Annotated in this window: 21 protein-coding genes and 1 riboswitch; of the genes, 17 read left to right on the top strand and 4 right to left on the bottom strand. The window is 68.2% G+C overall.

Annotated elements, in window-relative coordinates:
* Positions 1-24 precede the first annotated feature (24 nt).
* Together G6032_RS04840 and cysK are read right to left on the bottom strand one after the other, a co-directional pair.
* A complete protein-coding gene (locus G6032_RS04840; RefSeq protein ID WP_165281010.1) occupies positions 25-615 on the bottom strand; it encodes an NAD(P)H-dependent oxidoreductase in 591 nt (196 codons plus the stop codon).
* A gap of 33 nt (positions 616-648) precedes the next feature.
* Positions 649-1,611, bottom strand: coding sequence for a cysteine synthase A (cysK, locus tag G6032_RS04835; RefSeq protein WP_165281009.1), 963 nt, complete (start codon positions 1,609-1,611; stop codon positions 649-651).
* A 154-nt stretch (positions 1,612-1,765) separates the two neighbouring features.
* On the opposite strand from cysK, the gene G6032_RS04830 reads away from it, so the two are divergent.
* Together G6032_RS04830 and G6032_RS04825 are read left to right on the top strand one after the other, a co-directional pair.
* Positions 1,766-2,746, top strand: coding sequence for a LysR substrate-binding domain-containing protein (locus G6032_RS04830; RefSeq protein WP_165281008.1), 981 nt, complete (start codon positions 1,766-1,768; stop codon positions 2,744-2,746).
* Between the two features lie 38 nt (positions 2,747-2,784).
* Positions 2,785-3,927, top strand: a complete 1,143-nt coding sequence (locus tag G6032_RS04825) for a PQQ-dependent sugar dehydrogenase (RefSeq protein WP_165281007.1) — start codon at positions 2,785-2,787, stop codon at positions 3,925-3,927.
* On the opposite strand, the gene G6032_RS04820 is transcribed toward G6032_RS04825, so the two are convergent.
* Positions 3,903-5,795, bottom strand: coding sequence for a M48 family metallopeptidase (locus tag G6032_RS04820; protein WP_165281006.1), 1,893 nt, complete (start codon positions 5,793-5,795; stop codon positions 3,903-3,905). The two genes, G6032_RS04825 and G6032_RS04820, sit on opposite strands and share 25 nt — an antisense overlap.
* A gap of 37 nt (positions 5,796-5,832) precedes the next feature.
* The gene (locus G6032_RS04815; RefSeq protein WP_165281005.1) at positions 5,833-6,417 is read right to left on the bottom strand and encodes a LemA family protein; all 585 of its coding nucleotides are present in this window, start codon (positions 6,415-6,417) and stop codon (positions 5,833-5,835) included.
* 325 nt (positions 6,418-6,742) lie between these two features.
* Positions 6,743-6,829, top strand: a riboswitch (cyclic di-GMP riboswitch).
* A 149-nt stretch (positions 6,830-6,978) separates the two neighbouring features.
* Between G6032_RS04815 and G6032_RS04810 the strand changes: the two genes are divergently transcribed.
* Genes G6032_RS04810 through G6032_RS04740 form a run of 15 tightly spaced genes read left to right on the top strand, consistent with a single transcriptional unit; the run spans position 6,979 to position 21,527 of the window.
* Entirely contained in the window at positions 6,979-9,864 is a 2,886-nt protein-coding gene (locus G6032_RS04810; RefSeq protein ID WP_165281004.1) for a PD40 domain-containing protein, read from the top strand.
* 9 nt (positions 9,865-9,873) lie between these two features.
* Complete coding sequence (locus tag G6032_RS04805) at positions 9,874-10,395, top strand: hypothetical protein (RefSeq protein WP_165281003.1); 522 nt, start codon at positions 9,874-9,876, stop codon at positions 10,393-10,395.
* 3 nt (positions 10,396-10,398) lie between these two features.
* Positions 10,399-11,181, top strand: a complete 783-nt coding sequence (locus G6032_RS04800; RefSeq protein WP_165281002.1) for an outer membrane beta-barrel protein — start codon at positions 10,399-10,401, stop codon at positions 11,179-11,181.
* A gap of 9 nt (positions 11,182-11,190) precedes the next feature.
* On the top strand, positions 11,191-11,850 hold the full coding sequence (locus G6032_RS04795) for an outer membrane beta-barrel domain-containing protein (protein ID WP_165281001.1): 660 nt from the start codon (positions 11,191-11,193) through the stop codon (positions 11,848-11,850).
* Positions 11,851-11,867: 17 nt separating this feature from the next.
* Positions 11,868-12,338 carry a TlpA disulfide reductase family protein gene (locus G6032_RS04790; protein ID WP_165281000.1) on the top strand — a complete coding sequence of 157 codons (471 nt, stop codon included), beginning with the start codon at positions 11,868-11,870 and terminating at the stop codon, positions 12,336-12,338.
* Between the two features lie 2 nt (positions 12,339-12,340).
* Entirely contained in the window at positions 12,341-12,571 is a 231-nt protein-coding gene (locus tag G6032_RS04785) for a DUF4266 domain-containing protein (RefSeq protein ID WP_165280999.1), read from the top strand.
* Positions 12,558-13,673, top strand: a complete 1,116-nt coding sequence (locus G6032_RS04780) for a DUF3570 domain-containing protein (RefSeq protein WP_165280998.1) — start codon at positions 12,558-12,560, stop codon at positions 13,671-13,673. The genes G6032_RS04785 and G6032_RS04780 overlap by 14 nt, the downstream gene beginning before the upstream one ends.
* A complete protein-coding gene (locus tag G6032_RS04775; RefSeq protein WP_206211814.1) occupies positions 13,639-14,199 on the top strand; it encodes an AraC family transcriptional regulator in 561 nt (186 codons plus the stop codon). Before G6032_RS04780 ends, G6032_RS04775 begins: the two co-directional genes overlap by 35 nt.
* Before the next feature lie 12 nt (positions 14,200-14,211).
* Positions 14,212-16,077, top strand: coding sequence for a hypothetical protein (locus G6032_RS04770; RefSeq protein ID WP_165280997.1), 1,866 nt, complete (start codon positions 14,212-14,214; stop codon positions 16,075-16,077).
* Positions 16,074-18,923 carry an outer membrane protein assembly factor BamD gene (gene bamD / locus G6032_RS15895; RefSeq protein ID WP_165280996.1) on the top strand — a complete coding sequence of 950 codons (2,850 nt, stop codon included), beginning with the start codon at positions 16,074-16,076 and terminating at the stop codon, positions 18,921-18,923. The genes G6032_RS04770 and bamD overlap by 4 nt, the downstream gene beginning before the upstream one ends.
* Positions 18,901-19,527, top strand: coding sequence for a tetratricopeptide repeat protein (locus tag G6032_RS04760; RefSeq protein WP_165280995.1), 627 nt, complete (start codon positions 18,901-18,903; stop codon positions 19,525-19,527). Before bamD ends, G6032_RS04760 begins: the two co-directional genes overlap by 23 nt.
* Positions 19,524-19,871, top strand: coding sequence for a hypothetical protein (locus G6032_RS04755; RefSeq protein ID WP_165280994.1), 348 nt, complete (start codon positions 19,524-19,526; stop codon positions 19,869-19,871). The genes G6032_RS04760 and G6032_RS04755 overlap by 4 nt, the downstream gene beginning before the upstream one ends.
* A 3-nt stretch (positions 19,872-19,874) precedes the next feature.
* Positions 19,875-20,534, top strand: a complete 660-nt coding sequence (locus G6032_RS04750) for a MotA/TolQ/ExbB proton channel family protein (protein WP_165280993.1) — start codon at positions 19,875-19,877, stop codon at positions 20,532-20,534.
* A 7-nt stretch (positions 20,535-20,541) separates the two neighbouring features.
* Entirely contained in the window at positions 20,542-21,036 is a 495-nt protein-coding gene (locus G6032_RS04745; RefSeq protein WP_165280992.1) for a biopolymer transporter ExbD, read from the top strand.
* On the top strand, positions 21,033-21,527 hold the full coding sequence (locus G6032_RS04740) for a biopolymer transporter ExbD (RefSeq protein ID WP_165280991.1): 495 nt from the start codon (positions 21,033-21,035) through the stop codon (positions 21,525-21,527). Before G6032_RS04745 ends, G6032_RS04740 begins: the two co-directional genes overlap by 4 nt.
* Positions 21,528-21,537 lie beyond the last annotated feature (10 nt).

Genomic DNA, 21,537 nt, shown 5'->3' with positions numbered 1-21,537 from the left:
GTCGCCGGACCAAAGTCCGGGGCGTCAGGCGCCTTCGCTTCCCAGCTTGCGCACCTCCGCCAGCCGTTTCTTGCGGCCCCGGTCGCCGTTGGCTTCCACCATGCCGATGAGAGTGCGATGAATCGGCCCGAAGCCGGTGAAGGCGAGAATATTGCGCTCCAGGCTCTTGACTGCGTGCGCACGGTAGAACCACTTGTAGGCGAAGCCCGGCATGCCCATGGTGACGATCACACGGGCGCTCTTGCCCTTGAGGAGCTTGGCGCCCGGCCGGCCGGGCGTGTCCGGCTTGGCGAAAGCGAAGCCGGGCCGGAAAACCTGTTCGAGGAATCCCTTCAGGAGTGCCGGCATCGAGCCCAGCCACAGGGGGTGAATGATGACCACGTGGTCGGCCCGCGCGATGGACGCCTGGCAGCGCACGATGTCCGGCGGCGGTTCGTTGCTCTCGAAGTCCAGCTTGGACCTGAGCAAGGGGAAATCCAGCTCGGAGACGGGCAGGATCTCGACCTCGTGGCCGGCCGCGTCGGCGCCCTCGAGATAGGCTTGTGCGAGTGCATGGCCGTAATGGCCGCCGCCCGGGTCGGGGTGGCCCTGGACGATGACGATGCGCTTCCCCATCGGGTGTGCTCCTCGTGGCCTCGAGCAAACCGCTCAATCCGAGTCTAGACCCTCCAGCCACGCATCATCGGAGCTTTCGTCGATCCCCTCGAAGAGGTAGGTGCTGAGGTAACGTTCGCCGGTATCGGGCAGCATGGCCAGCAGCACCGCACCGGGCTCGGCCTGTTCCGCGACCTTCAATGCGGCGGCCAGGGTGCCGCCTGCGGACAGTCCCACCAGGATGCCTTCTTGGGTGGCAAGCGCGCGAGCGCAGTCCCGTGATTCCTCGTCCGTCACCGTGACCAGTTCGTCGAACACCTGCCGGTTCAGGACCGGCGGAATGAAATCGGGCGTCCAGCCCTGGATCTTGTGCGGTTTCCATTCCTTGCCCGCCAGGAGAGAGGCGCCCTCCGGCTCGGTGGCCACGATCTTCAGGTCGGGCCGCGCGAGCTTGAGCATCTCGCCGGCACCCGTGAGCGTGCCGCCCGTACCCCAGCCGCTCACCCAGTAGTCCAGTCGCCGGCCGGCGAAATCGCTGAGGATCTCGGGTCCGGTGGTGTTGCGGTGAAAGGCCGGATTCGCTTCGTTCTCGAATTGTCGCGCCAGGAACCAGCCATGCTTCTTCGCGAGTTCCTCGGCGCGCCGCACCATGCCTGTGCCGCGCTCGGCGGCCGGCGTGAGGATGACCTTCGCGCCGAGCGCCTTCATCACCCGGCGCCGCTCGACCGAGAAGGTCTCGACCATGGTGGCGACGAAAGGATAACCGCGGGCGGCGCAGACCATGGCCAAAGCGATGCCCGTATTGCCGGAGGTGGCCTCCACCACCGTCTGTCCCGGCTTGAGAACGCCGCGTTTCTCCGCGTCGTCGATGATGGCGAAGGCGAGCCGGTCCTTCACCGAGGCCATGGGATTGAAAGACTCGATCTTCACGTAGATCGTCGTGTGCCCGGGGCCGATCTTGTTGAGACGGACCACCGGCGTACGGCCGATCGTGGAAAGAATGCTGTCGTGAATCATGGGGGGATCCGATTTGCTTATATCCAAAAGCATATAAGCTATGCGCCGGCGGTTGGAAATAATCTTTGTTCCGATTCGTATGCGCTTTGGTTATAACAATGATCACCAAGATTCGAAGCCAGGTGCATCACCCTGGCCGGCTTGAGCCAAGTCTATGAAACTGCAGCAATTACGCTATTTCCAGGCGGTCATCGACAACGGCCTGAACATGACCGTGGCCGCCGAGCGGCTCGCAACATCGCAACCCGGGGTCAGCAAACAACTCAAATTGCTGGAGCAGGAACTCGGGTTGAGCCTGTTCGTGCGCAAAGGGCGGAGCCTCGTGCGCCTGACCGGCGAGGGCGAACAGGTGGCGCACCACGCGGCGCGCATCCTGCACGAAGTGGAAGCCATTCGAGGTATTTCTCCGCATCTCTATTCGGAATCCGCCGGGCGGCTGTCGATCGGCACGACCCACACGCAGGCCCGCTATGTATTGCCGGATGTGATCGCCCGGTTCAGGAAGCGCTATCCGGACGTCACCCTTGACCTGCACCAGGGCACGTCGGAGCAACTGGCGGAAATGGCGGACAAGCGGCAGGTGGATTTCGTCATTGCGTCGGAGTCGCGGCAACGTTTTCCGGATCTCGTCGTCCTGCCGTGCTTTCTCTGGGACCGGATCGTCCTCGTGCCGGAAAACCACCCGCTCGCCACCCTGGATCGACCCCCCTCGCTGGAGGAGCTGGCTGCGCATCCGCTGGTGACCTATGTTTTCAATTTCGAAGGAGAATCCAGCCTGAAGCAGGCGTTCGCGGCGCGCGGGCTAGACCCCCAGGTGGCGTTTACGGCGCGCGATGCGGATGTCATCAAGACCTATGTCGGCATGGGACTGGGGATCGGCATCGTGGCGCGCATGGCCCAGACGGTACGATCCCAGGGCGGACTGGTGGCCTTGGAAACCACGGGGCTGTTTCCGCGCTGCACCACGTGGATCGGCTTTCGTCGGGATATCGCATTGCGCAAGTACATGTTCCATTTTTTCGAACTCTTTGCCGCGCATCTGGACGAACATACGGTCAGGGAGGCGCTGGCCTGCCCGACGCAGGAGGAGATCGACGGGTTGCTGGGAGATACGCCGCTGCCGCTGCGCGCGTGACGGCGAACGCGAACATGAATAAACAAGGAGCGAGGAAGATGCTGAAGCAGATCGGTGTGCGCATGACGGGCCTGGCCCTGGCCGCCATCCTGTTGGCGACCGGCCCCGCGAGCGCAGACACCAAAGTGCTCGCGGACGAGATCCGCACGCAATACGAACCCCTTCGGGTCCTGCGCGTGGCCGAAGGGCTGGAACATCCCTGGGGCGTGGCGCTCCTGCCCGAGGGCTATCTCGTGACCGAGCGCCCCGGGCGACTGAACCTCGTCATCGACGGCGAGATCCGCCGGATTTCCGGCACGCCCGAGGTGCATGCCTTTCGCCAGGGTGGCTTGCTGGACGTCGTGCTGCACCCGGAGCATGCGTCCAACGGCTGGGTCTACCTGACTTATTCGTCCGGCGACGAGGACGGTACGGCCACCGCACTCGGCCGGGGGCGGCTCGAGGGCACGCAACTGGTCGATTTCGAGCAGATCTTCGTCCAGGACCGCCGCTCGGAACCGGGCCGGCACTACGGCTCGCGGATCGCCTGGCTGTCGGACGGCACGCTGCTGATGACCATCGGCGATCGTGGCTCGGAGCCCTCCCGGGCCCAGGATCTCGGTGATCATGCCGGCAAGGTGATCCGGCTCAATGACGATGGCACCGTGCCCGAGGACAATCCCTTCGTCGGGCGCGACGGCGCCTTGCCCGAGATCTGGTCCTATGGCCACCGCAACATCCAGGGCATCGTCGTGGCGGAGGGCGATGTCGTCTGGGTCACGGAACACGGCCCGCGCGGCGGCGATGAACTCAATCGTATCGAGCCCGGCCAGAACTACGGCTGGCCGGTGGTCAGCAAGGCGCGCGACTACCGTACCGAGGAACAATACGGCGAGGCGCGCAGCCGCCCCGGTTACGTCGATCCCGTCTACGAGTTCCTGCCCACGCTGGCGCCCTCCGGCCTCGCGCTGGTGACGCGTGACCAGTTCCCGCGCTGGCGCGGCAACCTGCTCGCCGGCGGTCTCGCCGCCGAACGAATCCGCCGCGTCGTGCTGGAAGACGACGTGGTGGTCCACGAAGAAGAACTGCTGCTCGGACGCGTCGGGCGGATCCGCGATGTCCGCGAGGGCGCGGACGGCAGCATCTACGTGCTGACCGACGAGGACGACGGAGGTCTCTACCGGGTCGAGTCCGCGCGCTGATCCGCAAGGGGCGGCATGGGGCAATCGAGCGCCGTCGCTGCATTGCGCAGCAACTGCAGTTCGCGGGGATGGATGCGGCCGTCGTGGGCCGCCACTTCGGCGAGTGCCGCCACCAGCAGGCGGCGCAGCGCCGGATCCATGGCTGCGAGGCGCCGCGCATGCGCGGCGGTCTTTGCCCCCGCGCCGGGCAGCACGGCGGCAAAAGACGGCTCGGGCGACGGCAGAGTAAACCCGCCGGCGGCGAGCTTCGTCACCCCATGCCGCCAGGCGGCGGCCGCCGCTGCCTGGTCCTCGTGTCCCGCACTTGCGAGGAGCGCCAGCATGGCCAGTGCGCCATCGGCATCCGCATGTGCCGTGGAAGCTCTCGAGAGGCGCGACTCGAGCGCCGCGGCCAGCGTGGCCTCGTAAGGGCTAACGACACCGTCGAGTTCGACGAGTCGTTGCGCCAGGTGGACGAGATCGTCCCGCCGCGCTTCGGGCAGGTGCTGCAGCGCGGGCGATGACAGGTCCAGCAGCGCGAGACGCAGCGTCGGCGTGATCTCTTCGATCGCGTCCCATGTGTCCCCGACCCGGGCTGCGACGACCGCGCCCAACCGGGTGTCGAGCAGTGCGAGTTGTCGGGCTCGCAGACCGGCGTCGGCATCCAGGAGCAGGGCGAGCGCGGTGACGGCTGCGCCCTCCGGTTCAAGCACCGCCGCGTGGAGTGCATCCGGCATGAGCGCGAGCAGGTGTTGCCCCATCGCCAGGTCGACCTGGCCGATCGATGCCGTCGCAAGCTCCGGCGCGACAGGGCTCGGGGCGGTGGGCGCAGGAGACGTGACGGGCGGCGGAGGCGCCGGCGGTGGCGGGTCGCCCGGGCGCCAGTGCGGATCCAGGGCGCGGATGCGTGCGGCGACCGGCGGATGGGTGGCCAGCAGCCCCGCGAGGCTCCGCCGGCCGGTGGCGAACAGCATGTGGCCGATTTCTTCGCGGCGCACCGCACGCACGGCGGAGGACAACGGCGATGCCGCGATTCTTTTCAGGGCATTGGCGAGGCCCTCGGGATTGCGGGTGAACTGCACTGCGGAGGCGTCGGCGAGCACCTCGCGCTGGCGTGACACGGCGGCCTGGAGGATGCGTCCCGCGAGCACGCCGATCGAGCCGAGCACCACGATGGCGAGCCCTGCGGCAAGCAGGGCGGCGCCCGCGCCTGAAGCCCCGCCCCGGCCGCCCGGGCCCCGTCGCCGGCCCCCGCCCAGCGCCGCCCCGCGCAACAGCAGCCGGCCGGTCATGCTGACGGCGACCAGGCCGAACACGTAGCCCATGAGACGGGCATTGAGCCGCATGTCACCATTCAATATGTGACTGAACTCATGCCCGATCACGCCTTGCAATTCATCACGCGCCAGCCGTTCGAGTGCGCCCCGGGTGACGGCCACTGCCGCGTTGGAAGGGTGCAGCCCGGCCGCGAAGGCATTGATGCCGGGCTCGTTTTCCAGCACGTAGACCTCGGGAACCGGCAGTCCGGCGGCGATCGCCATTTCCTCGACCACGTTGTGCAGGCGGCGCTTGAGCGGATCCTGCTCGAGGCCGGTGACGCGTTCCCCGCCCAGCGAGACGGCCACGGCGCCCCCGCCGCTGCGCAGGCTGCGCAGACGCCAGAGGGAAGCGATGCCGATGAATGCGGCCGTGGCCATGGCCGCGACGACGAACACCGCGGGATCGAGCGCGGTGCGCGGCAGTTGCCCCGGGGGCGTGTTGGCAGCACCGAACAGGAGTGTCAGCACCGCCGCGACCGACAGCGCCACGGCACCGGCCGCGATGGTGAACGCCCCCAGCAGCCAGCGCGAACGCCCGCGTGCCGCCGCTTGCCTGCCGAAGAAGTCCATGCCTGGCCGGGCCCGCGAGCCGGCTAGCGGTCGCTAATCAAAAGGTGACCTGCGGCACCTGCCGTTTCTCTTCGGACTCGATCTCCAGGAATGCAGCGGGGTCGAAGTTGAAGGAGTTCGCGACGAGGTTGTTCGGGAAATTCTCCCGGGTGTTGTTGTACTGCATGACGCTGTCGTTGAACGCCTGGCGCGCGAACGCCACGCGGTTCTCCGTGCTCGTGAGTTCTTCCTGCAGCTGCATCATGTTGCGATCGGCCTTCAGGTCCGGATAGGACTCGGACAGGGCGAACAGGCGGCCCAGTGCCGACGAGAGAGCGGAGTCCGCACCCGACAGCTCCGCGATCGCGGCCGCGCTCTCGGGATGAGCGGCCGCGGCCTGCAGGCCGGAGACGGCTCGCGTGCGGGCGGCGATGACCGCTTCGAGCGTCTCGCGCTCGTGCTTCATGTAGCCCTTGACCGCTTCCACGAGGTTGGGGATCAGGTCGTAGCGCCGCGTCAGCTGGACATCGATCTGCGCGAAGGCGTTCTTCACCGCGTTTCGCAGGTTGACGAGCTTGTTATAGGTCGCGATCGCCCAGAGCACGACGGCGGCAAGCACTGCAATCAGAATCCAGAACTCCATGGCGATCTCCTCGGCGCGTTTTGCGTGCCTGAGAATACTCGACCCGCCAACGGCCTCCAACTACTGATTTGCCGCTACACCCCCGGGCGGTGTGTCGGACGGAAAGTGACGCGCAGCGTCACCTGGCGCCAGGCAGCGTGGCCCGGGCGGCACCGGACTCCGGGCGGCGCCGCGCCCCGGTCGGGCCCTGCGTGAGGAATCGTAAGTAAAATCCGCAGCTTGGACCGAGTCCAGGTGTCGAAAGTCCCGCCCGCCGCACGATCCGATGACGCAACATCTCGACCAGTTGCTTGACAGCTTGCGGGCTCTCTGGCATCCGTGGCGTCGCTGACAAAGGCAAACCCGTCGAAAGGCGGGGACGCAAAGCCACCGGTCTAAGGGATCCGAGATCCACGACAGCGGGGTTGCCGGCCATGGAAAACGATAACGGGCTTAGCTTGCCCGGGCGCACGAGTCGCGTTTTCCCGGTTGTCCGACCCGCCGGTCGATGGATGGTGCCATCCACCGGCTTCCAGCTTTGCGTCCCTTCCCGCCGACGATACTCCGAGAGGGGGGATCGATATGGCTGGGGCCAACGGATACAAGCTGACCGTCTCTGCATTGCTTTCGTTTTCGCTGCTGGCCCTGGGGGGCTGCGGCGGCGAAGAGGAAAGCGTCTCGTCCGCGATCGTGGTGGAAGGGGATTTCCCGATCGTGTTCGCCAAGCGCCAGGTCTCCGCGCTGGGCAATCCCACCGATGCGGCCAATTTCGCCGCCGGCGGCGACCTGATGCTCAAGGACCTGTCTTCGCCCAGCGCGCCGCTGGAGAACCTCACCGCCCCCTTCACGCAGGGCGAGGGTGACGTCTCGGATCCGGAGGTGTCTTACGACGGCGAGCGCGTGCTGTTCTCGATGCGGGGGCCCGGCAACCCCAGCTGGAACATCTTCGAACTGGACCTGCCGAGCCGCAGCCTGCGGCGCCTGATCGCCGACGATGCGGTCGCGAATGCGGGCGACGACATCGACCCCGCCTACCTGCCGGACGGCCGCATCGTGTTCAGTTCCAACCGGCAGCAGAAATCCCGCGAGCTGCTGGCCGAGCGCAACATCCAGCCTTATGCCTACCGCGACGAATACGAGCGCGAGCGCGTGGCTGCCTTGCATGTCATGGGCGCCGACGGCGAGGACATCCGGCAGATTTCCTTCAACCAGAGCCATGACCGTAATCCCACCGTGCTCGCGACTGGGGAAATCCTGTTTGCGCGCTGGGACCATGTCGGCAACCGCAACCATTTCCCGCTGTTCATCACCAACCCGGATGGCACCAATATCTTCGTCCAGTACGGTGCCTTCAGTCCGGGCAACAGCTTTCTGCATCCGCGCGAAATGCCCGACGGACGCGTCATGACCTCGCTGATGCCGCTATCCGGTACCCGCGAGGGTGGCGCCTTGATGGCGGTGGATATTCGCAATTTTGCCGAATCCCGAGAACCCGTGCCGGGCGCCGCGGCCGATGCGGTGGGGCAGGAGCAGTTGACATTGTTCCCGGTGGAAACGGGTCGCGGCGTTTCCGAGTTCGGCCGCTACACGACCCCCTATCCGCTGTGGGACGGCACGAACCGGGCCCTGGTCAGCTGGTCGCCATTTCGTCCCGAGATGGAGCTCGACCCGGTCACCGGCCTCGAAGAAGAAGTCGAGGGCCCGCCGCTCTATGGCGTCTACATGTTCGATATCGCCAACAAGAGCCTCCGTCCGATCGCGTTGCCGGAGGAAGGCTGGGCCTACACGGACCCGATCGCGATCCAGGCGCGCCCGGCGCCGAACACCGTTACGGACAAGCCGCTCGACGCCGCACTGGCGGCCGAGGGCATGGGCGTACTCAACGTGAAGAGCGTCTATGACACCGACGGCCTCGGCCTGATGGGTGCGCGCATGCTCGTCGGCGACGAGAGCATTCCGATGACCACCCCGCCGCCGGACGACACGCGCAGTGCCGTGGCCGATCTCATGACGCTGAAGGACCCCGCGCTGACGACCGCGGCCCAGCGACCGGCACGCTTCGTACGCGTCACCGAGGCCGTGCCGACGCCGCCCGGGGTGTCCCGCGAGGCGATCGGCGAGACCAACCTCGAGATGCAGCAGATCGTCGGCTACGCCGAGATCGAGCCGGATGGCTCCTTCCGGGTCAAGGTGCCGGCGGATACGCCGCTCGGCGTCGTCGCGGTGGATGCGCACGGCCGTGCGATCCAGGTACACACGAACTGGCTGCAGGTGCGCCCCGGCGAGACCCGGACATGCAACGGTTGTCATTCGCCGCGGCGCGGCAGCGCGTTGAACTCGGCGCCGATCGCCGGCTTTCATCCGAACGCGAACTGGACCGGCGAACTCGGCGAATCCATGGCCGAGACCCGGACCCGGCTCGATCCGACCGCGCTCGAGCTGGATGCCGATATCGTGTACGAGGACGTGTGGACGGATCCCGTCCAGGCCGGCCGCCCCGCGGATCCGCCCTTGCTGATCAGCTATGCCGATCTGCCGCCGGGCGTGCCCGCGCCGGTGGACGGGATCATCAACTATCCCGACCATGTGCAGCCGATCTGGGAGGCCGACCGCGGCGCCGATACCTGTATCGGCTGCCACTTGAGCGATGACCCGGAGGATCCGCTCGCCGCGGGCCTCGACCTGCGTGGCACGACCTCGGGGTCCGGGCGACTGAAGTCCTACGAGGAGATCATGGTCGGGGACCCCATCCTCGATCCGGACACCGGCCTGCCGACCATCAACGTGCGGCCCGATGGCGAGCTGGAACTGGCGCGCGAGGCGCCGCTGGTCAGCAGCGGCGGCTCGCGGGACGGCGCCCGGGCCAGCGCGTTGATGGCGAAGCTCTTCGAAGCGCCGCTGCGCGCCGGCGGCGAGCGCGTCGAGCCGCCCACGGTCGATCACAGCGCCATGCTGAACGCGAGCGAGCTGCGCCTGGTCGCCGAGTGGATCGATCTCGGCGGGCAGTACTACAACGACCCCTTCGACGACGCCGACAACGACGGCTTCCGGGCGCTTTCCGAAGTGCGCGGCGGCCTGCAGGGACTCTCCGAGAGCGTTTTCGCGGCCACCGTCCATCCCGTGCTGATGGAGCAGTGCGCGTCCTGTCACCAGCCCTTCGGCAATACGGGGACGGCATCCCTGCCGGACGAGCCGTTGAACGCCAGCTTCAGCTCTTCGCGCTATGTGCTGACCGGCAACATCGAGGGTGATTTCAACGTCTCGGTGACGATGGTGGCGGATGTCTGCGACCCGGAGGCCAATGCCCTGCTGCGCCGTCCGACTTCGACCGAGGCCGACGATCCGCCGCATCCGCGCATCGGCGTGGACCCTGCTGATCCCGCATCGGGTACGCCCGTGCTTTCGCCGGACCAGCCGGAGTGGCAGGCGATCTTCGACTGGATCGCCGCGGGCGAGTGCGGGACCTAGGAATGGCCTATGCGTAGCACAGGGTGTTATTCGCTCGCGATGATCGCCGCCGTCCTGCTGGGCGGGTGCGGCGGCGAGGTCGACAATACCCCGGTGTCCGCCACGGGCGGCACCCTGTGCGTCGCGGATTACAGCAACTGTGTAAACCCCGTCATGGATGCCGTGATCAACGGCCGCACCGGGCAGACGACCTGTGCGGCGAGCGGCTGTCATGACGTCGGCGCCGGTTCCGGCGGGGCCTTCAAGATCTTCCCGCAGGCCGAACCCGGCTCGGTGGAGATGATGGCCAACTTCTTCTCGGCGAAGGCCTTCGCCAATCTCGACAACCCGGCCCAGAGCAAGCTGTTGCTGGAGCCGCTGCAGGGCGTCTTCTCGATCTCGGGCACCCACACCGGAGGGGACATCTTCCCCGACGTCGAGGACCCGTGCTACCTCGCGATCCGCAACTGGATCGCGGTACGCGTCGAGGACGAGGAGGCGGCCAGCTGCGGCTTCTGCACCCCCCCGCCCCTGGCCGAGTGCGGGTACTGAGCCATGCACGCATGCGCCCGGCACGCCAGCCACCCCCTCCAGTGCATCGCACTGCCCCTGGCCTTGTTGTTCCTGGTCCTCGCGTGCGCCGACCCGGCAGCCGCCGGCGAGGACGACCGGCTCTGGTTGACGGTCACGCGGCCGTACGCCGAGATGCACACCGGCCCCGGACGGGGCTACCCGGTGTTCAACATCGTGAGCCGCGGGGAGGCGTTCACCCTGCTGCGCCAGCGGGCCGACTGGCTCCAGGTGGAGACTGCGGACGGCAAGCGCGGCTGGATGCACCGGAACACCGTCGAAGGCAGCCAGGGGCCGGGCGGCGAGCGCGTGCAGTTCGGGCGCGCCGGGCGGGAACAATGGCGCGACCGGCGCTTCGAGATCGGTTTCGCCGCGGGAGATTTTTCCGGCGATCCCATGTTCAGTTTCCGTGCCGGCTATCGGGTCGGGCCGCACTTCGTCGTGGAAGGCCAGTTGCTGCAGGCCGCGGGAAGCTTCTCCAGCACCAGCGCCTATCACACGAATATCCAGGTGCTGCCCTTCCTCGACGGCCGCGTGACGCCATTTTTCAGCATCGGCGCGGGGCGCATCAGCAACGAGCCGAAGAGCACGCTGGTGGACGCGGTCAAGGTCGATGAATGGGCTGGCAATGCCGGTGTCGGCGTGCGGGCCTGGCTGACACGGCGCTTCATCCTGCGCGGCGACGTGCGCCAGTACGTCCTCACGCGGGACATCAACAACAACGACGACTTCACCGAGATCACGCTGGGATTCTCGGTGTTCTTCTGAGGACGAGCCATGCAAGCCGCACTGCGCCTGTTTCTTCTCGCGATCACCGCCTGCACCGCCGGCGGTTGCAGCGTATGGCGGGACGCGCCTCCGGCAGACGAACCCGTCGAGGGGCCGGTGCCGGCCGTCATCGATCCGCTCCTCGACCGGCGGGAGATCATCCGTCCGGCCGTGGACACCGAGGACTGGGAGATCGGTCTGTTCGCCGGCATCAACTCGGTCGAGGACTTCGGCGCCGAGACTGTCTATGGCCTGCGCGTCGCCTACCACGCTACCGAGGATGTCTTTCTCGAGGGTCGCTATGCCAGCTCGTCCGTGCGCGACACCAGTTTTCGTCGCATCGGCGCGCCGCTTTTCGATGCGGAGGAGGAGGACCTGGTGGCCTACGACCTCGCGGTTGGCGTGATGGTGTTGCCGGGGGAAGTGTTCCTCGGGACACGGTGGGCACGGACCAGCGGCGTCTACCTGAAATTCGGCGCCGGGCGACTGGAGTTCGCCGATCGAGACAGCACCAGTTACGCCTTCGGTTTCGGTCTCAAGGTGTTGCCGACCGACTGGCTGAGCCTGCGGCTGGAAGCCCGGGACACCCTCTTCGAATCTGACTTGCTCGGGGAAAACGAGTGGAAACACAACTTCGAAATCAATCTTGGCCTCGGCGTTTATTTCTGATCTCGAGCCTGCTGGCCATGGGCGGGCTCGCCGGCGTCGTCGCGAGCGCTCCCGCGGTGAACGTCGGCGCCGAGGCGCCGGACTTCGCCCTGCGCAGCGCTGCGGGTCCGAACCTGCGCCTGTCGGAGCATCGTGGCCAGGTCGTGATGATCAACTTCTGGGCGACGTGGTGCGGTCCATGCCGGCAGGAGATGCCCCAGCTGGAAGAGATCTTTGCCCGCTATGAGCCGGCCGGTTTCACCCTGCTCGGGGTGAACATCGACGAGGATTCCGCCCGGGCCCTGCGCCTCGCCGAGGAACTCGGCGTCAGTTTCCCGCTGCTGTTCGACGACACCCAGGACGTGAGCCGGCTCTATGACGTCCAGGCGATGCCGATGACGGTCATGGTCGATCGGAGCGGGACCGTGCGCAGCGTCCATTACGGCTACCGGCCCGGCATGGAGCGGCTCTATCTCGAGGAAGTCCGCGCGCTGCTGCGGGAGGATTGAAGATGAGACGCCGTGCCGCACAGCTGTTCCTGGTGTCGATCTGCATCGCGGCGAGCGGATGCGCGGCCCCGAGTCCCTGGGTGGCGCCGTTCGAACGCGAGGCGCTCGCCGACCCGCTGATGTCCTTCTCGCGCAATGCATTGATGGACAAGCACCGGCAGCACGTGTTCGACGTCCGCGAGGGCGGGCGCGGCGCCACGGACGGCGGGGGAGGCGGCTGTGGCTGCAACTGAGCCCGTGCCTGTGCCTTTGCGGGCCGGCGTCCGCGGCGGCTTCGCAGCGGTCCTGCTGCTGGCGTGCGTGGTGGGTTTCGCCGCCACCCTGCCCGAGGATCTCGCCGAGCTCATGTACCACAGCTACGACGGCGGCGGCGTCCAGGTCACCGGACCGGCGCTGAGCCTGCGCAAGTCCTTCGCCGGCGATTTTTCCGCCTCGGCCAGCCACTATGTCGACAGCATCAGCTCGGCATCGATCGACGTGGTCACGAGTGCCAGTCCCTACACGGAGCGGCGCGAGGAGCTCGGGCTCGGCCTCGACTGGGTGCAGGGCGATTCGCTGATGAGCGTCGGCTACATCCGCAGCGAGGAGAACGACTACGAGTCCGACACGTGGGCCCTCAGCGTGGCGCAGGATTTCTTCGGCGGCATGAGCACGCTCACGCTGGGCTACGTGCGCGGCGACGACGTGGTCTCGCGGGTCGATACGGACTTCGAAGACGAGGTGGAACGTAACAACTACCAGTTCAGCTGGTCGCAGGTCCTGACCTCCAGGATCGTGGCCAGCCTGGATTACGAGGCGATCCTCGAAACCGGGTTCCTCAACAACCCCTATCGTTCGGCGCGCATCCTCGGGGCGCAGATCCCGGAGCGTTACCCCCGAGCCCGCAACAGTCATACCGTCGCCCTGCGGGGTATCGGCATGGTGGCGGAGGCCACGTCGCTGGAACTCGGCTATCGCTGGTACCGGGACACCTGGCAGGTCCAGGCGCACACGCTGGAGACCGCCGTCGCCCGTCGGATCACGCCGCGGCTCACCGCCGAGCTCGCCTATCGCTACACGACCCAGGACGCGGCGTCCTTCTATGCCGATGACTTCGATGCGGAGTTCGAGTTCATGGCGCGGGACAAGGAACTGTCCACCTTCGACAGCCAGACCGTGGGCGCGCGGCTCACCTGGGACTTCGGCCCGCGCCTCGGACCCCTGGGCCGCAGCTCGGTGAGCCTGGGCTATGACCTCATCCGTTTCGATTACGACGATTTCACGGACATCCGTAATGGTGAACTCTATGGATTCGACAGCCATGTATTCCAGGTCTGGTTCGGCGGCTGGTTCTAGCCGGCGCGCGCGCGGCTGCATCGTGCTGCTTGCGGCATGCTTCGCCTGCGTGGCGGCGCTGCCTCCGGCGCACGCCGAGGAGACCGCGGCGGACGCCGAGCTGCGGGCCCTCAAGCAGGAACTCGTGGCGCTCAATCGCGAGCTGTTCCTGCTGGAAGAGGAGCTGTTGTTCCCGGCCAGCACGCAGGTTGCGGTGTACCTGTCGCTCGACGTCGGCAAGTACTTCGCGCTCGATGCGGTGGAGCTCTCGATCGACGATCGACAGGTCGCGAAGTATCTCTACACGGAGCGCGAGCTCGACGCTTTGCGGCGCGGCGGCGTGCATCGCCTTTATGTCGGGAACATCAAGAGCGGGTCGCACGAGCTCGTTGCCGTGCTCACGGGACGCGGACCGCAGGGCCGGGAATATCGCCGCGCCACCAGCCTGGATTTCGAGAAGGGTCTCGGCCCGCAGCAACTCGAGTTGGTGCTCAGCGACAGCGAAGCGCTCCAGCAACCCGACTTCGTCGTCCGCGCCTGGGAGTAGCCGGGCCGCGCCATGCGATATCGATTCATGCTCGCCGGGATCCTGCTCTCTGCCGTGCTGCTCGCCGCGGCGGCCGGCGTGCGCGCCACCGAGGCGCCGCCGACGGTGCGGGACCTGGCGTGGGGTGAAGTCCTGTTCGAGCATTACCAGGGGCGACGGATGGAGGCCCTGGTGCGGTTGTCGGTCGGCCAGGTGCGTGGCGAACTGGCGCACCACGGTGCGGAAGCCGAACTGCTCAAGGGTGGGCTCTATCTCGCCTGGGGCCTGCGCGATGAAGCGGCGGAGATCTTTACGGCGCTGCTGGCCGGCACGGCGCGCCCCGCGCAGCGGGATGCAGCGTGGTACTGGCTGGCGCGCATTCATCACGAGCGCGGCGAGCACGCCAAGGCTGCCGCGGCCCTCGGCAGGATCGGTGCGCCGTTGCCGGCTGCCATGCAGGCCGACCGCGTCGACCTCGAGGGCCGGGTGCTGATCGCGCTGGGGCGCAATGCCGACGCTGCGGAGTTGTTCGCCGGCAGTGCCCAGCCGGGGGCCTGGCGTGGCTTCGCCGAGTTCAACCGGGCCGTCGCGCTGGCCCGCTCGGATCACCTGGAAGCCGCGTTGCCGATCCTGGAGGAACTGGGGGGCGAGGCGGCCGGCGGCCCCGAGAGCGCCGTCTTGCGCGACCGCGCCAACCTGGCGCTCGGCCTGGCGCGGCTCGATGCGAACGATCCGGCCGGTGCCCGGGCCGCCCTCGATCGCGTCAGGCTGGACGGGCCTTATGCGGCGCGGGCGCTGCTGGCAGCCGGCTGGGCAGAGGCGCAACGGGAGAACTACCGGGGGGCGCTCGGTCCCTGGACTGCGCTGACCGCGGCGGCCGACTTCGACGGCGCGGCGCTGGAGGCCATGCTTGCGATTCCCTGGGCGTGGCACCAGCTCGACGAGACCGGCGAGAGCGTGGCGGGCTATGAGCGCGCGGCGGCAGCCTGCGATGCCGAGCTGCTGCGCCTCGGCGCGGCGCAGTCGCTTGCGCGCGGCGAGGCGCTGCTGTCCATCGCCCTGGCCGACAACGACCTGCCGCCGGTCGATGGTCCCCTGGCGCCCTATCTCCATGCCCTGGCCGCGGACCATCCTTTCCGCGCCGTGGCCTCGGATCTTCGCGACCTCGCACAGCTGCGTGAAAACCTGCTGACCTGGCGGCACAGCCTGGCAGCGTTGCGAGACATGGTCGAGACGCGTCGCGCCCGCTTCGAGCAAGTGGCACCGCGTGCCGAGTTCCGTCTCGAACAGGATCGTCTCGGTCCGCTGCGTTCGCGGTACAGGGCCGCCGAGGCGCATCTCGCGACGCTCCGGGCGAGCGGCGCGCAGGCCAGGCTCGCCACGCCGGCCGAGCAGGAGTTGCTGTCGCGCCTCGAAGTACTGGAGATGCGGGTCCTGGCCCTGCCGGACGGAGCAGACCGCGAGGACCTGCACGCGCGCCATGCACGTCTCGAGGGGGCCCTGCACTGGCAACTCAATCACGCCTGGCCGAAGCGCATTTACGCAGCGGAGCGCGGTCTCGCGAACGCGCGGCGCGAACTGGAGGCGGGCGCGGCTGCGCGCGCGAGTCTCACAGCCGCACTCGCCGCGGGACCCGCGGGGTTCGAAGGCTTCGACGCACGTATCGATGCCGCGGCGGCCCGTGTCGAGGACCTGCTGCTGCGCGTGGAGCAGGACCAGGGACGCCGCACCGAAGCGTTGCGTGCGCTCGCGCTGCAAGAACTGCAGGCACGCGAGCAGCGCGTCGCCGCCTACCTGGGCCAGGCCAGGTTCGCGCTCGCCGCGGCCTACGACCAGGCGACCCAGCCCCGCGCGGCCCGTGAAGCCTTGCCGGGACCGGCCACGGAGACTGCGCCGTGAGCGTCGCGGCGCTCGTCGTCATGGCCGGCCTGTGGCCCTTCGCGCGCGCCCCCGAGCCGGCCGCCGCCACGGTCGCGGACATCGGCGCCACGCTCACGGCACCGAATGCGGCCCCGCCCCCGGCCGATCCGGCGGCCGCAGCCGACGCCTATGCCGCGTTCCTGGATTCCCCCGCCGCAGCGGATCCCGGGATGCGCCTGACGGCATTGCGTCGGCTTGCCGACCTGCGCCTCGAGTCTGCCGAGGCCGCGCTGATGGAGGGCGCATCCCCCGACGCCGACCTGGCGGAGGCGATCCGCCTGTATCGCGAGTTGCTGGGAGATTCCGCGCTCGGCGGCGCGGATGCCGGGTGGCGGGATCACTGGCGCTACCAGCTGGCCCGCGCTGAGGCGATGGCAGGGCGCGACGCGGAAGCTGAGGCGGTGCTCGAGTCGCTGGTGGCCGCGCGCCCCGCGTCGTCGCTGGCCCCCGAGGCCTGGTTCCGGATCGGCGAGATGCGCTTCATGGCGCGTGACTGGATGGCCGCGGAGCAGGCCTATCTCGAGACCCTCGCGCTCGAGCCGGCGGGCCCTTTCGCAGAACAGTCGCGCTACAAGCTCGGCTGGGCGCTGTTCAAGCAATCGCTGCACGAGCAGAGCTTCACCCCGTTCGCCGCCGTCATCGGTGACCGCCTGGATACGACCGATCTCGAAGAGCTGGATCGTGCCGGGCGGGAGCTCGTGGATGACAGTTTTCGCGCCATGGCGATCGGCTTCTCGGCCCTCGATGGTGCCGCCGCGGTGGATCGCTGGCTCGATGGCCGGGATGCGCCCGACCCTGACTGGGCCTGGCGTGTCTATGAACGGCTGGGCGCGATGTATGTCGAGCAGCAGCGCTGGACGGATGCGGCCGCCGCGTACAGCGCGTGGGCGGCGCGTGCCCCGCTGGACGATATGGCGCCGGTGTTGCAGGCCCAGGCCATCGACGCGCTGTCGGCCGGCGGCTTCATGGGCGAGGCGCTGGCCGCGATGGAGGTGTTTGCCGCGAGCTTCTCGCGTCACCGGGCGTGGTGGCAGGGCCGCGATCCTGCCGCTCACGAGAGCGTGGCGGAGCGCCTGAAGCTGAGCCTGGATACCCTGGCCGCGCATCACCACGCCGCGTTCCAGGCCGGGGAGGGCAGCGCGGCGGTCGCGGCCGACTGGTATCGCCGCTGGCTCGAGGAGTTCCCGGCAGCCGTCGAGGCGCCGGAGCGTCATTTCCTGCTGGCCGAGCTGCACTACGGCGCGGGGGCGCTCACGGAGGCCGCGGAGGCCTACTGGGCGGTGGCCTACGGTTACGGCGAGCATCCGGGCGCCGCGGAGGCCGGTTATGCCGCGGTGGTCGCGCGGCGTGACATCGCCGCCTCGGCCGCTGCCGCAGATAGCGGTGTCGCCGCCGAAACCGCCACCGTCGACATGTCCGTCGCCGACACGTCCGCCGCCGTGGTCGAGGCTGCGCTGGCGTTTTCCGACACGTTTGCCGCGGACTCCCGCGCACCGCAGGTCGAACTGGAGGCCGCCGAGCGCCTCATGACGCTCGGCGAACTCGAGGCGGCGCGTTCAGCCTCCGCCCGTGTGCTGGCGCGGGAATCGGTCGATGCTGCGATCCGCTCGGCCGCGTTACTGGTCAGTGCGCACTCTGCCTTCGACCTCGGTGCTTTCGCGCTCGCGGAGGCAGACTATGCGGCCTGGGAAGCCGAGCGGGCCGTCGCGATCGAGCCTGGCGCCAGGCCCGACGACGCCGCGGCGCAACTCGCCGCCACGGTGCGCGAACGGCTGGCGGCGAGCATCTACCGGCAGGGCCAGGCTGCTGCTGAAAGCGGCGAACTCGCCGCCGCGGTCGGGCACTTCCAGAGAATCGCCGCGGCGGCGCCGTCCAGCCCGGTGGCCGCCACCGGGCAGTACGATGCGGCTGCGTTGCTGTTCAGTGCGGCGGAGTGGTCGGCCGCGGCCGCGGCCTACGAAAGCTTCATCGGCGGCTGGCCGGAGCACGCCCTGGCTGCGGCGGCGCAGGTCAGTCGGGCGGCGGCGCTGGTCGAGCTGGGTGACGCGGAGCGCGCCGCCCCTGCGCTTGCCGCCGTGTCCCGCCTGGCCGGGGAAAGCGAAGACGTCCGCCGCGCCGCCTTGTGGCAGTCAGCCGAGCTGTACGCGGAGGCCGGCGACAGCGCCCGCGCCGACCAGGCCTTGCGCGACTATCTCGAGCGTTTTCCGACACCCTGGGATGCGGCCCTCGAAGCACGTCACCGCCTCGCCGAGAGTGCGGACATGCGCGCGGACCACGCGGCGCGCACGCGTTGGCTGGAATCGATCGTCACCGCGCACGAGCAGGCTGGCGAGCTGGCCACGGCGCGCAGCCGGACCCTGGCGGCCGCGGCGACCCTGGAACTGGCGATGCCGGTCGTCGAGCGCTTCACGGGCTATGCGCTCGACCTGCCTCTCGAAAAAACCGTGCCCGAGAAGGCGGCCCGGATGCGCGCCGCCGTCGACAGCCTGGGTGCGGCGGCCGACTACGGGGTGGCCGAGGTGACGACCGAGGCCGCGTTCAGGATGGCCGAGATCTATCGGGGGATGGCGAGCGCGTTGCTCGATTCACCGCCGCCGCCCGACCTGGACGAGGACACGCTCGAACAGTACGTGATGCTCCTGGAGGAGCAGGCGTTCCCCTTCGAGGAAGACGCCATCGCCATCCACGAGGCGAATGCGGCGCGCGCCCGTGACGGCCTTTACGACCGCTGGGTGATCGCCAGTTTCGAGACGCTGGCGGAACTCGTGCCGGCCCGCTGGAACCGCAAGGAGACCGGAGAGCATGTTGTCGAACTGCTGCGCTAGCGACCTGCGGGGACTGCCGATGATCCGGCGGGCCCCGGCCGGAACCGCCTTGATGGCGATGCTCCTGCTCGCCGGGTGCGGCACCTTGCCCGGCGCCGGAAGCGGCGACGATCTCTCTGCAGACCCGCGTTTCGATCGCGCCACACACGCCCTGCAAGCCGGGGTTGCGGACGAAGCCGAACAATTGCTGGATGGCCTCGCGACCGATTATCCGGAGCTGTCCGGGCCGCTGTTGAACCTCGGCATCCTGCACGCCGCCGCGGGCCGCCTCGAAGCCGCGGAGGCGGCCTTCAGGCAAGTCCTGGAAATGGCGCCCGCCGATGCCGTGGCGCATGCGGAACTGGGCATCGTGCTGCGCCGGCAGGGCCGCTTTGCGGAAGCGGATGCATCCTATCGCGAAGCGCTCGCGCTGCAACCCGATTACGCGCTGGCGTGGCGGAATCGCGGTGTCCTGCTGGATCTCTACCTGGGTCGCCCCGCCGAGGCGCTGCAGTGCTACGAACGCTACCTCGATCTCGTCGGCGGACTCGAGGGTGACGAGCAGGTCGCGCGCTGGGTCGCCGAACTGCAGCTGCGCAGCAATTCACGGGTGGCGACGAGATGAACCTGCACAAGCCATGTATCGCTTTGACCATCCTGCTCATCGCCGCAGGGGGTGCACCCGCGTCGCTGCCCGCCGAAGAGGAACGGCTCGAGCTGGAGACCGCGAAGGTGACGGGCAATCGCGAGCTGCCGCGGATCATGGCCATCGTGCCGTGGAAGAAGGCGCCGCCCGGCGAGTTGCCTGGGCGCCCGGCGCGGAGCCTGCTGGACGAGGCGCTGACCCCTGTCGACCGGCTGGTGATGCGCCGCGAGGTTCGCCAGCGCCAGGCGCTGCAGGCAGCGCGCGAGGCACAGTTTCAAGTCCCGGACGGCACACGTCGCCCGGAAGTCAGTGAGGAGGAGTGAGTGATGGACGTTTACACGACGATAGTCGGTTTCTTTCAACAGGGCGGGGTGTTCATGTACCCCATCGTGGTGGTGCTCGTGCTCGGGGCGGCGATCGCGATCGAGCGATACGTCTACCTGTCCGCGACGGGAGCGAGTAACCGCAAGCTGTGGCTGCAACTGATGCCCATGGTCAAGGCGGGCAAGTACACGGAGGCGATGACCGTGGCCGGGCGTTCCAAGCTGGCCATCGGCAACATCCTGTCCTACGGGCTGGCGCGCCTCGGCACGGCCCGGCGGCGCGACGATGTCGAGAAAGCCATGGAGGAGAGCCTGCTGGAGACCTTGCCGAGGATCGAGAAGCGCACCCATTACCTGGCGACCTTCGCGAACATCGCCACGCTGCTCGGCCTGCTCGGTACGATCATCGGGCTCATTCGCGCTTTCACCGCCGTCGCGGCGGCGAATCCGGCCGAGAAAGCCGACATGCTTTCCGCGAGTATTTCTGTGGCGATGAACACCACGGCGTTCGGCCTGATGGTCGCGATCCCGCTGCTGCTGGCGCACACCGTGCTGATGAGCAAGACCACGGAAATCGTCGACAGCCTCGAGATGGCCGCGGTGAAGTTCCTGAATGCCGTGACCGAACCCGGTGGCGCGCAGCCGAAGGCGACGGGCGCCTGAGATGCGCATGCTGAAGCGGCGCCGGCGACAGCGCGAGCCGGGCGAACTGGACATCACCGCCTTCATGAACCTGATGGTGGTGCTGGTCCCGTTTCTGCTCATCACGGCGGTGTTCTCGCGGATCGCCGTCCATGAGCTGAGCCTGCCCGGGCCGAGCGCGGAGACCACGGCGGCCGAGGAAACCGGGCTCAATCTCGAGGTCGTCGTCCGCGAGACGGCGCTCGAGGTCGGCGACCGGCGCAGCGGCCTGCTGCAGCGCTTCGAGGCCGACGCCGAAGGCCGCTTCGATTACGCGGCGCTGTCCGAGTTCCTGGCCCAGGTGAAGCTCAGGCATCCGGATACCCGGGAAGCGATGATCCTGCTCGAACCGGACATCGATTACCAGCGCCTGGTGGACGTCATGGATACGCTCCGCGTCGCCCGGGTCGAGCACGGTTCAGCCGAGCTGTTCCCGGATATCTCCATCGGTGACGCGCCGCTGCCGGCGGGAGGTCGGAAATGAAAGCATCGCATCGCGCGCGCCGCATGGAGGCGCACCACAAGCGCCGGCGCGGGGCTCCGCTCAGCCTGGTCTCGTTGATGGACATCTTCACGATCCTGGTGTTCTTCCTGCTCGTCAACTCCTCCGACGTGCAGCAACTCACCACGCCGAAATCGTTGCAGATGCCCGATTCGATGGCACAGCAGCCCCCGCGGGAAACCGTCGTGGTCACCGTCGGCACCGACGCGATTCTCGTCCAGGGCGAAGTGGTCGCCATCACGGCCGATGTCATGGAGGCCGAGGCCGAGTTCATTCCCGCGCTGGCTGCCGCGCTCGAGCAACTGAGTGCACGCCGCCTGCGGGCCGATGAGGCCTTGTCTCCCGAGGTGACCATTCTCGGTGATCGCGACCTGCCCTACCGCCTCCTGCGCAAGGTCATGGTGACCTGCACCCGCGCGGACTACGGGCGCGTCTCGCTGGCCGTCGTGCAACGCAGCACGGACGCTGTCTGAGGGAGGCTTT

It is taken from the genome of Wenzhouxiangella sp. XN24 (assembly GCF_011064545.1).
Lineage (GTDB): Bacteria > Pseudomonadota > Gammaproteobacteria > Steroidobacterales > XN24 > XN24.
Note: the sequence above shows the minus strand (reverse complement) of the source record. Positions and strands in the feature narration are given on the sequence as shown.